The 12,514-nt window shown below is 33.3% G+C and carries 8 protein-coding genes; 6 read left to right on the top strand and 2 right to left on the bottom strand.

All coding sequences use genetic code 11. The features are described from left to right. Positions 1-14: 14 nt before the first annotated feature. From IW18_RS14380 to IW18_RS14350, 6 genes are all read left to right on the top strand, one after another. A complete protein-coding gene (locus tag IW18_RS14380; protein WP_041518570.1) occupies positions 15-623 on the top strand; it encodes a lipoprotein signal peptidase in 609 nt (202 codons plus the stop codon). Positions 624-812: 189 nt separating this feature from the next. Further along, positions 813-3,971 carry a UvrD-helicase domain-containing protein gene (locus IW18_RS14375; RefSeq protein ID WP_041518569.1) on the top strand — a complete coding sequence of 1,053 codons (3,159 nt, stop codon included), beginning with the start codon at positions 813-815 and terminating at the stop codon, positions 3,969-3,971. 80 nt (positions 3,972-4,051) lie between these two features. Continuing rightward, entirely contained in the window at positions 4,052-5,245 is a 1,194-nt protein-coding gene (gene kbl, locus IW18_RS14370; protein ID WP_041518568.1) for a glycine C-acetyltransferase, read from the top strand. Between the two features lie 113 nt (positions 5,246-5,358). Continuing rightward, the gene (locus IW18_RS14365) at positions 5,359-6,822 is read left to right on the top strand and encodes an OmpA family protein (protein WP_041518567.1); all 1,464 of its coding nucleotides are present in this window, start codon (positions 5,359-5,361) and stop codon (positions 6,820-6,822) included. A gap of 63 nt (positions 6,823-6,885) precedes the next feature. Beyond that, positions 6,886-9,654 (top strand): PD-(D/E)XK nuclease family protein, encoded by a 2,769-nt coding sequence (locus IW18_RS14360; RefSeq protein ID WP_041518566.1) that lies wholly within the window; start codon positions 6,886-6,888, stop codon positions 9,652-9,654. A gap of 285 nt (positions 9,655-9,939) precedes the next feature. Beyond that, a complete protein-coding gene (locus IW18_RS14350) occupies positions 9,940-10,614 on the top strand; it encodes an ATP-binding cassette domain-containing protein (protein ID WP_041518564.1) in 675 nt (224 codons plus the stop codon). A gap of 6 nt (positions 10,615-10,620) precedes the next feature. Here the strand turns inward: IW18_RS14350 and IW18_RS14345 are convergent, their stop codons facing one another. Further along, on the bottom strand, positions 10,621-11,400 hold the full coding sequence (locus IW18_RS14345; protein ID WP_041518563.1) for an alpha/beta fold hydrolase: 780 nt from the start codon (positions 11,398-11,400) through the stop codon (positions 10,621-10,623). 214 nt (positions 11,401-11,614) lie between these two features. Beyond that, on the bottom strand, positions 11,615-12,511 hold the full coding sequence (locus IW18_RS14340; RefSeq protein ID WP_041518562.1) for an alpha/beta fold hydrolase: 897 nt from the start codon (positions 12,509-12,511) through the stop codon (positions 11,615-11,617). Between the last annotated feature and the right edge of the window lie 3 nt (positions 12,512-12,514).

Genomic DNA, 12,514 nt, shown 5'->3' with positions numbered 1-12,514 from the left:
CAAAATTTAATAAAATGTCATTACGAAAAGCGTATTTCCTTATATTTTTAGTTTTAATTGTTGATCAGCTTTCAAAAATCTATGTAAAAACAAATTTTACATTGGATTACGGGAGTAATGAAGTTTTGATTTTTGATTGGTTTAGAATTCATTTTATTGAAAATGAAGGAATGGCCTGGGGAACTAAAATTCCTGGTGAATACGGGAAATTGATTTTGACTGTTTTTAGAATTTTTGCTGTAGTAGGAATTGGATTTTGGTTGGCTGACTCGGTTAAGAAACGCCATTCGACATATCTAATTGTAGCAATTGCACTAATTTTTGCCGGAGCCGCAGGAAATATAATTGATTCTGTTTTTTACGGAGTTATATTCGATGACAGCCACGGTAAATTGGCAACACTTTTTTCTCCTGAACCTTACGGAACTTGGTTTCATGGTTTAGTAGTTGATATGTTTTATTTCCCAATTTGGAAAGGAACCTTACCAGCTTGGTTTCCTATTTGGGGGGGAGAAGAAGTTTCTTTTTTTAACGCTATTTTCAATGTTGCCGATATGGCAATATCTACAGGGGTTGGGATTCTGCTTGTATTTAATAAACGAGCTTTTCCAAAGACTGCATAATTATTTTAAAAATTTCAATACTAGTTCCGAAACCTCGGGACGGGATAAGTTCCAAATACCAATATTTTATGCGATAAAAAGCATTAAAAAATGGTATTTGGAATTTTTATTTTTAGAATTTGAAAAACTTCCATTATTGGGATTTAATATTTAAAATGCTATTTTTACCATACAAAAAGAACCAAGCTTATGCAAAGTCCATCTTTCTCCATTTATGATGCGTCTGCAGGTTCAGGAAAGACCTATACTCTAGTAAAAGAATATCTTAAAATTATTCTTTCTTCTCCTAAAAATGATGCTTACCGTAATATTTTGGCCATAACTTTTACGAACAAAGCGGTTCATGAAATGAAAAGCCGAATTGTGGGAAGTTTGTCTGAATTTGCAAAAGAAGAACCTTCTGCGAAAGCATTCGATTTGATGACAGATTTGTCTCAGGAAACAGGACTTTCAGTTATTAAAATCAAAACAAAATCTCAAAACATTATCAAGCATCTTATTCATAATTATGCTGCTTTTGATATTTCGACCATTGATAAGTTTACGCATAAAGTGATACGGGCTTTTGCGCATGATTTAAATTTACCAATGACTTTTGAGGTGACTTTAGATACCGAAAATTTATTAATAGAGGCTGTTGATGCAATCATTGCGCAAGCCGGACAAGACGAAACGTTAACGAGGTTGTTGATTGACTTTACGATGGAAAAGACCGACGATGACAAGAGTTGGGATGTTTCGCGTGAAATTCTTGAAACTGGAAGGTTAGTTTTGAATGAGAACAATCGAAATGAGATTTTGCATTTTCAGGATAAGTCTATTGAAGAGTTTGTAGAGATAAAAAAGAAAATGTTGGCTCTTTGTAAAGATCTTGAGTCGGAAAATGAGAAGTTGGCTGTTGAATTGCTTGAGGTAATTGATAAAAACGGGATTGATTTAAAGTCGTTTTCGAGAGGAACTTTTCCAAATCATTTAGAAAGTATCCGTGATGGGAAATTTAATCCGCGAAATAAAACTTTTCATGAATTTGATGATATTGCAATTAATAAAACGGCTAAAGATCGGGCCTTAATTGAAAATTTAATTCCAGACTTGCTTAAAACTCTGGAAAAGATCTATAAAAACTTTGAAAAAAGAGATTTCTATAAGGCATTCTTAAAAAATATTACGCCGCTTTCCCTGTTAAATACAGTTAGTAATGAGTTGGCAAAAATTCAGTCAGAACAAAATATTTTGTCGATTTCAGAGTTTAATGCCATTATACATCGCGAAATTCAAAATCAGCCTGCGCCTTTTATTTATGAAAGATTAGGAGAGCGATATCGTTATTTTTTTATAGATGAGTTTCAGGATACTTCAGAGATGCAATGGCAAAACCTAATTCCTTTAATCGATAATTCTCTTTCTGGTTTAGATGATTTCGGAAACAAAGGAACCTTGATGATTGTAGGTGATCCGAAGCAATCCATTTATCGTTGGCGAGGTGGAAAAGCAGAGCAATTTATAGAATTAAGTAAAGATGTGAATCCGTTTAATAATCCGGATAAACAAATCAAACATCTAAATACAAATTACAGAAGTTATAGTGAAGTAATTGATTTTAATAATGCCTTTTTTAAGTTGATCTCGACGGAATTTTCTAATGAAGATTATAAAGATTTGTACGAGAATCATAGTTTTCAAAATTCAAATTCGAAGAAAGGTGGATATGTCAATATTTCTTTTCTTCCGATAATTGAAAAATCAGATTTTGCAGATGAAGAAGATGTTGTCGAAAAATCAGATTTGTATGTTTTAGCAACTTTAAATACAATTCAGAAAGTAGTTCGTGAAGGTTTTGAATATAAAGATATTGTAATTTTGACTCGAAAACGAGATCAGGGAATTGCAATTGCAAATTACTTAACAGAGCAAAATATTCCACTTTTGTCATCTGAAACCCTGATGATTCAAAATGCTACAGAAGTTCGTTTGATTGTTCACTTGCTTAAATATTTAAACAATAGTGCCGATTTAGAGTCGAAAGCTAATTTCTTGCATTTTTTGGCTACAAATATGGTAATTGAGATGCCGATTCATGATTTCATCGCACAGGGAATGGCGCAAAAACTTGAGGCTGATTTCGAAAAATGGCTCTTAACTTTCGATGTCTCGCTTTATTTTGAGGATGTTCGTAAAAAGTCATTATATGAGGCGGTAGAAATTATTATATCAAAGTTTGTTCTTCCTTCGGAAGGTAATGCATATGTGCAGTTTTTTCTGGATATCGTTTTAGAGAGAGATATTAGAAATCAAGCAGGAATTGCAGATTTTTTGAGCTATTGGGATAAAAATGGAGAGAAATTTAGTATTCCGTCTCCTGAAGGAAATAATGCGGTTCGTATAATGACCATTCATAAATCAAAAGGATTAGAATTTCCCGTTGTAATTATGCCTTTTGCAGAAGAGGATTATAATCGAAAGCCAAAAGATAAATTATGGCTCGATGCAGAAGATGTTGATTTAGGTGTTCCAAAGGTATTGGTAGATAATAGTAGTGCGGTTGAAGGTTTTGGTGAAAGTGCTTCGGCGGTTTTTAATCTTAAAAAACAAGAGGAATTACTTGATAATATAAACGTTTTGTATGTGGCGCTAACGCGTGCAGAAGAACAGTTATATGTTATCTCTCAGTCTTTAAAGGAAAGAAAAGACGGTGAATTTCCTAGTAATATGGCGTCGTTCTTTATTAAATATCTAATGCATGAAGGTGTTTATGATGCAGAAAAACTTGAATATGAATTTGGAAATAGTGCCAGACTTTCAGAAGTAACGAAATCGGTAAACTTGGTAAAAACAATACCAGTCGTAGGAGAGGTATTAGAGCCTAAAAATATAAAAATTGCACAGCGCGAAGCTTTAATGTGGGGTACGCACCAACAAGAAGCGATTGCTTATGGAAATATTGTTCATGAAATTTTGGCCTTCGTAAAAGATAAGTCTGATGTAGATCTGGCAATTACAAAAGCAATTGAAAATGGTTTGATAAAGCTTGATCAGGTAGATTTGGTTTTGAAATCATTACAAGAAATTGTGAATCATCCGGAATTGAGTATGTGTTTTAATGGAGGTTATACTGTTTTAAATGAACAAGCAATTGTTCAAAAAGAAGGGCGAATATTGAAACCGGATAGAGTTGTTTTGACTCAAAATAAGGAAGCTTATCTTTTGGATTATAAAACCGGAGCAATAAACTCAAAATACGCAAAGCAAATTCAGGAATATCAAGATGCAATTGAGGATTTGGGATATAAAGTGTTAAAAAAGGCATTGGTGTATATAGGAACAGAAATCGATGTAGTAAATTTGTGAAAAAATTAATCAGATGTTAAGGGTTTAACTTGAATTTTTGAGTTTAAGTTGTTAATATTTAACGTTTTAAATAGATAAACATGTACGGTAAAATTAAAGAGCATTTGCAGAACGAATTGCAAACTATTGAAGACAACGGAATTTTTAAAAAGGAACGTATTATAACTTCAGCGCAAGATGCTGAAATTACAATTTCGACAGGAGAAAAGGTTTTGAACTTTTGTGCTAATAATTATTTAGGGCTTTCATCTCATCCTGAGGTTGTTCAGGCGGCTAAAGATGCTATGGATACTCATGGTTTCGGAATGTCATCAGTTCGTTTTATTTGTGGGACTCAGGATATTCATAAAACTTTGGAGAAAAAAATTGCTGATTTTTACGGAACAGAGGATACTATACTTTATGCCGCGGCTTTCGATGCTAATGGTGGAGTTTTTGAGCCTTTGTTGGGTGAAAATGATGCTATTATTTCAGATAGTTTAAATCATGCTTCTATTATTGATGGTGTTCGTTTGTGTAAAGCGGCGCGTTATCGCTATGAGAATAGTAACATGGAAGATTTGGAGCAGCAGTTAATTAAGGCAAATGAAGCTGGAGCACGTTTCAAGTTAATTGTTACAGATGGTGTTTTCTCTATGGATGGTTTAGTTGCTCCTTTAGATAAGATTTGTGATTTGGCTGATAAATATGATGCAATGGTGATGGTTGATGAGTGCCATGCTGCTGGATTTATTGGTGCTACTGGAAAAGGTACCCTTGAAGCAAAAGGAGTTATGGGTAGAGTTGATATTATAACAGGAACATTGGGTAAAGCTTTAGGTGGTGCAATGGGAGGGTATACAACTGCTAAAAAAGAAATCATAGAATTGCTGCGTCAACGTTCAAGGCCTTATTTGTTTTCAAATTCATTGGCACCTGCTATTGTAGGAGCGTCTATTAAGGTTTTTGAATTATTAGAAAAAGATACTTCTTTAAGAGATAAATTAGAATGGAATACTAATTATTTTAAAGAAGGAATGAAAAAAGCAGGTTTTGACATCATTGACGGTGATTCTGCTATTGTGCCGGTTATGTTATATGATGCAAAATTATCTCAAACAATGGCTGATGAGCTTCTAAAACAAGGGATTTATGTAATCGGATTCTTCTTTCCAGTAGTGCCAAAGGAAAAGGCTAGGATAAGAGTTCAATTATCGGCTGCACATACAAAAGAGCACTTAGATACAGCGATAGAGGCATTTATATCAGTTGGAAAAATGTTAAAAGTTATATAATTCCCACTTCGGCGAAATTTTTGTAGGTTTTTTTTAACATTTCATTTTGTATTTAAAAAATTTGGTGTTACTTTTGCTTGTAATTAACTAAATTGTAATTAAAAAAATTAAGTATGAAACATCTTAACAAACTTTTAGTTGCTGTGATGATGGTGATGGGTTTAAGCTCTCACGCACAAGACAGTAACAATCCATGGGCTATCTCTTTTGGAGTTAATGCCGTTGACACTAGGACTAGTTCTGGTTCAGGAAGTGGTTTCTTTGATCAACACTTTTCTCAGCCATTCGCTGCAAAAGACAACTGGAACATTCTTCCATCTTTATCTTACATTGGTGTGTCTAGATATGTTGGTAGTGGTTTCTCGGTTGGTTTACAAGGTTCTGTAAACAAAATTGATAAATATGTTACTTTTAAGCCAACTGCTGCAGGGCATGATTCAAGAGGTAACGTTGTTACTAATCCTGGTGATTTGATGTATTATGGAATTGATGCTACTATTAAATATAGCTTCCAAGAATTAATCAAATCTAAAGTAATCGATCCTTCGTTATCTGTTGGTGGAGGTTATACTTTCTTTGGTGATAGTAGCTATGGAACAGTTAATCCAGGTGCTGGAGTAACTTTCTGGTTTACAGATGCAATTGGTCTTGAGCTTGCTACAAGATACAAATGGTCAGTTAGTGGTGATAGACAAGATGCTGCTGGTGTTCCAGACGCTCCATCTCATTTCCAACACACTGCTGGTCTAGTTTTCAAATTCGGAGGTAAAGATACTGACGGAGACGGAATCTACGATAAAGATGATGCTTGTCCAGATGTTGCTGGTTTAAAACAATTCAACGGATGTCCTGATACTGACGGAGACGGAATCGTTGACGCTAGTGATGCTTGTCCAACTGAATTTGGTTTAGCAGCATTAAACGGATGTCCTGATAGAGACGGAGACGGAATCGCTGATAAAGATGATGCTTGTCCAGATACTCCAGGATTGAAACAATTCAACGGATGTCCTGATACAGACGGAGATGGTGTTCCAGACAAAGATGACAAATGTCCTACAGTTGCTGGTCCTAAAGAAAATGGTGGTTGTCCTTTCTTAGACGCTGACAAAGATGGTGTAGCTGATAAAGATGATGATTGTCCTACAGTTTACGGTCCTGCTTCTAACAGAGGTTGTCCTGAAGTAACTAACGAAGCTTTAGAAGATCTTAAAGTTCAAGCAAGAGCAGTTTACTTTAACTCAGGTAAAGCTACTTTCAAAACTGGTGACAAAGAAACTCCAGCTAGATTAGATGCAATTAAAGAAATTCTTAAAAACTATCCAAACGCGAAATTCTCTATTGAAGGACACACAGATAGTACAGGTTCTGCTAAATTGAATCAAAAACTTTCTGAAGAAAGAGCAAAAGCTGTATTAGATGCTTTAGTTCAAAGAGGTGTTAATCCAGAAAACTTAGAGTCTAAAGGATTCGGAGCTTCTCAACCAGTTGCAAGTAACAAAACTGCTGCAGGTAAAGCACAAAACAGAAGAACAGAAATTAGACACATTGGTTCTAAATACCAAGGTAAAATCTAATTTACTTTCTAAATAAATACTAAAAGCCATTCTTAATTGAATGGCTTTTTTTATTTTTATCAAATGATAAATATTTCTTTTCTCGAAAAAATTGCAAAGGTTATAATTCAGGATTATTCTGCTAGACTTACTGAAACTACTATCATCTTGCCCAACAAAAGAGCTAAAGTTTTTTTAATAGAAGCTTTAAAGAATGAAACAAAAGAAACAATTCTTTGTCCCGAAATCATTAGTATTGAAGATTTTGTGCAAGATGTAGCCTCAATTAGATCCATTGATTCTATTGAGCTTTTGTTTGAATTTTACGAAGTTTATTTATCGGTAACAGAAAAACAAAATCAACAGTCGTTTGAATTGTTTGCCAATTGGGCAAAGACGCTTTTGCAGGATTTTAATGAAATTGATCGCTATCTTTTAGATCCTTCTCATGTGCTGTCATACCTGAAAGATATTGAAGACATTAAAAAATGGGGAATTGAAGTCGAGAATAAAACAAAACTTTTAGAAAATTATATTGATTTTTGGAAGCTTTTGCCGTTGTATTATGATGCGCTCTATAATCACTTGCTAAATAAATCTATTGGTTATCAAGGATTAATTTATAGAGAGGCCGTAAATAACTTAAATCATTTCTCGAATACAATTTCCAACAAGACTTTTGTTTTTGCAGGATTTAATGCTTTAAATGCTGCCGAAGAGAAAATTGTACAACATCTGTTAGCATTAGACCAAGCTAGAATTTATTGGGATGTAGATCAAACTTTTCTAAATGATCCTTATCATGATGCGGGGCTTTTTGTTCGACGTTTTAAGGAAAACTGGAAACATTATAAGTCAAACCCTTTTGAGTGGATTGTAGATGACTTCTCGCAATCTAAAAATATTCAGGTTATTGGAACTCCTAAAACGATTGGACAGGCAAAATTGGCTGGTAGTATAATTGAAAATATAATCTCAGAAAATCCAACAACAGCTCTTGATAAAGTAGCCATTGTACTAGGTGAAGAAAATTTATTGATGCCGGTTTTATATTCATTGCCGTCTTCTGTTGGAAGTTTAAATATTACAATGGGGTATTCTGGAAAAAATAATCCCTCTCAAATATTGATTGCCAAATTGTTTAAAATGCATACTAATGCCCTTTCGCGAAAAGGCGAGAGTTATGTATTTTATTATAAAGATGTTTTAGATATACTAACGCATCCGTTGGTTGAGCCTTATGCAAATGCTAATAAATTGGTGAGGATTATTAAAGAGAATAATTATACTTTTATTACTCATAGCCGAATTATTGAACTCAATTCAAGCCCGTCACAATTATTTCAAATGTTATTTCAGAAATGGGAAAGTGGATCGATTGCAGTTCTTGAAAATGTTTCGGCGCTTTTACTTTTGATAAAGCAAAATTTTAGTAATGACAATGAAGATGAAAAAATTGCTAAAGCTTTTGTTTATGCCGTTTTTAAAGTAATTAATAAGCTGATTAATTATTATTCACAGCACAATCATATTGATAATACTGATACTTTGCATGCAATTTATAAGCAAATTATAGATGTTGCAGAAGTCTCATTTGAGGGTGAACCATTGCGTGGATTACAGATTATGGGAGTTCTCGAGAGTCGTGTTTTAGATTTTGATACAGTAATTGTGACTTCTATGAATGAAGGGAAATTTCCAGCTGGAAAATCTCAGAATTCTTTTATCCCTTATGATGTTAAGAGAGAGTTAGGATTGCCAACTTTTAAAGAGAAAGATGCTATTTACACCTATCACTTTTATCATTTACTGCAAAGAGCAAAAAATATTTATTTGATTTATAATACAGAAAATGATGGTTTGGATGCCGGTGAACGCAGTCGTTTTATCACGCAGTTAGAAGTTGAAAAACAGCGAAAACACAATTTAACTTTTGATATTTACAATCCTGTTTTGCCAACAACAGCAAATCAGCCTATGGTTGTTCCAAAATCTGAAGCTGTTATGGAGCGTTTAAAAGAAATTGCTTCCGTTGGGTTTTCTCCGTCGGCGTTGACAAGTTATATTAGGAACCCGATAGATTTTTATTTTCAGAAGATACTTCGAATTAGAGAAGTAGAAGAAGTCGAGGAAAATATTGCTTTAAATACTCTGGGAACTATAATTCATGAAACTTTAAAAGCTTTGTACGAACCATTTATTGGTAAATTTATCTCTCAAGCTGATCTCGAAAATTGTTTTAAATTGTTGGATAACGAAGTTTTAAAACAATTTAAGGTCGTTTACAAAGAAGGAGAAATTAAGAAAGGGCGTAATCTTTTGGCTTTTGAAGTTGCAAAGCGAAATGTTTCTAATTTTCTGAGAATGGAGCTAGAGCTAATAAAAAATGGTGATGCCGTTAAAATTATTGCTTTAGAGGAAACATACGAGCGCCAATTGAATCATCCGGATTTGCCATTTCCTGTTTTGATAAAAGGGAATGTCGATCGAATTGAATTGCGCAACGGGAAGATAAGAATTATCGATTATAAGACAGGTAAAGTCGAAAAGACTAATGTTGTGCTTAAATCTTGGAATGGTTTAACACAAGAGCTTAAAAACGATAAAATCATTCAGGTATTGGCATATGCTTTTATGTTTGAAAAAATAGCAGGCGATATTCCTATTGAGGTTGGAATTATTTCATTTAAAAATCTAAAATCAGGCTTTTTACCTTTTGGCTTTAAGGAAGACAAAGAATTGAATATTACAGTTACCAATGAGATTTTAAGAAGTTATCTGGAGGAAATTGTATTGTTGTTAAAAGAAATTTTTGATGTAAATATTCCTTTTGAAGAAAAAATAAATGATTAGAAAACTATCCAATATATTCGAATTTTTTAAAACAACATTAGTGGTTAATCTAATAGTTTGTGCAATTGCTGTCTTACTCGGTGGTTTTGATTATTTTTTTATAATGTTCTTGAGTTTCGGTTTTTTGATGAGTATAGGATTTAAAGAATTATATCGAAAAAACGATTATCTTTTTTACGCAAACAACGGAATTTCGAAAATACAGCTTTTGGTTTTGAGTTATTTTTTGACTTTTTGTACAACAGTTTTAATTGGTTTAGTAACTTTTTTATCTAGTAGAATATTTTGAAAAAACACATTCTGGAAGTTGATGGAATTCGAAAGAAATTTAATGAAAGAGTTGTGCTTTCTGATGTTTATTTGAAATGTGAAACCTCTGAAATTATTGGTTTATTGGGTAGAAATGGCTCCGGAAAATCTACTTTACTCCGTATTATTTTTGGGATTGAGGCGGCGGCAGATAAATGCATTCGAATAGATTCTGTTTCAAAAAACAATAAGAATGTTTTACTGAATGAAATTAGCTATTTGTCGCAAGAGCAATTTCTTCCAAATTATTTGTCTGTACAAAAAGCAATTTCATTATCGATCGACAAAGAAAGTAGAAAAGCCTTTTGTGAAGATGAATTTGTAAAATCTCTTTTAGACAAAAAAATAAGTCATCTTTCTGGCGGTGAATTGCGTTATCTCGAAATTAAAATTGTTCTCTCGAATCCCTCAAAGTTTGTTTTGCTAGATGAGCCTTACAATGGGCTTTCGCCTTTGATGGTAGATAAAGTAAATGAAATGATTAAAGCCAATTCGAATAAAAAAGGAATTATTATCACCGATCATAATTATCAAAACGTAATTAAAATTTCGTCTCGAATTATTCTAATTAAAGAGGGAAGAACACATACGATTGAAAATAATACTGAACTTGTTGAGAAAGGCTATTTAACAAGTTTTTCGGCTTTATAAAGGATTTTATTGTTCAAAAAAGTTCAATAGAATAATTTTTAATTCTTCTTTGTTTTCAATATGGCTCATGTGCCCATCTTCAAACGAAACCAATTCTCCGGTTGTATCTTCGATTTGAGAGATGCTGTCTTCGTAGTTTAAAACAGGATCTTTTTTTCCTAAAATTAATAATACCGGAAATAGATTTTGTTGTAAAAGCGATTCGCGATCTTTTCTGATTTTCATTCCTTCGAGAGAAGCTATAATTCCTTGCAAAGGTGTTTTTAAAGCTTCTATTTTTACATTTTCGATTTTATCGGCTAATCTTGTTCTGTTGTTTTCGCTGAATAAATTTGCAATTGCCAAACTCACAAAACCTACATAGTTCTGTTTTACCGCTTTTATCGCGCGTGTTCGATTTAATTTTTTCTCGGCACTGTCTTCTCTGGAAGTCGAGTTAAGTAAGACTAATTTTTGAATGCTTTCTGGGAATAATTCGGCGAAAGCCAAACTAACATAACCGCCCATAGAATGACCAAGGATTGTTGCTTTCTCTATTTTTAAATGTTCTAACACTTCGTGAACAACATTTGCATTTTCTTCCATAGAATGCACATATCCCAAAGGTTCAGATTTGCCATGACCTAATAAATCGATTGTAATAATGCGATGTTTATCTGAAAATAAAGTAACATAATCCAGCCACATTTTTTTGTTTTCCAGAAAGCCATGAAGTAGTACAATTACAGATCCTGCGCCCGAATCAGTAAAAGAGATTTTGGTGTTTTTATAGAGAATATTTTTCAAAATGATGTTTTAAATTTATTGACGTGAACTGAAAATTTTTGCCACGAATTGCACAAATTTACACGAATCAAATCAACTTCAAAAGTAGAATTCAGCGAAATTTATTTATTTGTAAAATTTATAGATAGAATAATTAGTGAAAATTTGTGCAATTCGTGGCAGCATTTTTAGTGAAACAAAAACGGCCTCCATTTCTGAAAGCCGTTTAGTTTTATTATTTTAAAAAGGAATTTACTTCCGAGAAATATTTTTCTTTAGCATCAAGCCAACCATAATGTCTGCAATTTTCGAGCAGAATTAGTTTTGAGTTTGGAAATGTTTTATGAGCCAATTCTCCAATTTCATTGCTAATAACATCTTGTTTTCCCTGAATAATTAAAACCGGATTTTTAAAAGACTTCAATTTGGGTTTACAATCAAAATTAATCTTTTGCATATCGTCCCAAAGTAAACCGTTTATTTTTGAGTTTCCTTGAGTTAATCTTTCGGCAATTATTGGAACATATTTTTGATCGTAAACATACGCAGGCGCCAATGCTCTACCGCGTCCTAAACGCGTTTCGTGCGAAGTGTCGCCTTTTTCAATTTTAGCATTCCAATAATTTAGTGAATCTTTCTCGGCTTTAGTTAAATTTCTTTCAATAAGATTCTCTGTTTTTAGCAAAGTCAAATCGACTCCGCCAGAAGATGATAAAACCAATTTATTAATGCTATTTGGGTAAACCGTAGCATAATAAGAACCTAACATTCCTCCAAAAGAATGACCCAGAATACTCCATTTTTGTATTTTCAGATGTTTTCTTAACGACTCAATATCATCGGCCATTATTTTCATCGAAATAGTTTTAGAATTCAAGTCCTTTAACTTCGATTTCCCCGTTCCTCTTTGATCGTAAATAATCGTTTCTTGGCTTTCGGCTAGAGTTTTGGCCAAATCTTCAAAGCCATTACTATTCATTCCGGGACCGCCATTAATGATTAAAAGCGGTTCGCCTTTTCCGAATGTTTTGTAATAAGTTTTGCTTCCATCGCTGTTTGTCGAATAACCTTCGGTTTGAGCGAAGGTATTTCCTAAAACCATCAAAAAGACTAATAGAAAAATCTTTTTCATCTC

Origin of the sequence: Flavobacterium hibernum (assembly GCF_000832125.1) — a bacterium.
In the GTDB taxonomy this organism is placed as follows: Bacteria; Bacteroidota; Bacteroidia; order Flavobacteriales; family Flavobacteriaceae; genus Flavobacterium; species Flavobacterium hibernum.
The sequence above is the reverse complement of the archived record's forward strand: the minus strand, read 5'-3'. Positions and strand labels throughout refer to the sequence as shown.

Excerpts from the sequence above, each read along its gene's own strand:
- IW18_RS14365 (WP_041518567.1), top strand. The coding sequence starts at position 5,359 with ATGAAACATCTTAACAAACTTTTAGTTGCTGTGATGATGGTGATGGGT.
- IW18_RS14360 (WP_041518566.1), top strand. The coding sequence starts at position 6,886 with ATGATAAATATTTCTTTTCTCGAAAAAATTGCAAAGGTTATAATTCAG.
- IW18_RS14380 (WP_041518570.1), top strand. The coding sequence starts at position 15 with ATGTCATTACGAAAAGCGTATTTCCTTATATTTTTAGTTTTAATTGTT.
- IW18_RS14340 (WP_041518562.1), bottom strand. The coding sequence starts at position 12,511 with ATGAAAAAGATTTTTCTATTAGTCTTTTTGATGGTTTTAGGAAATACC.
- kbl (WP_041518568.1), top strand. The coding sequence starts at position 4,052 with ATGTACGGTAAAATTAAAGAGCATTTGCAGAACGAATTGCAAACTATT.
- IW18_RS14375 (WP_041518569.1), top strand. The coding sequence starts at position 813 with ATGCAAAGTCCATCTTTCTCCATTTATGATGCGTCTGCAGGTTCAGGA.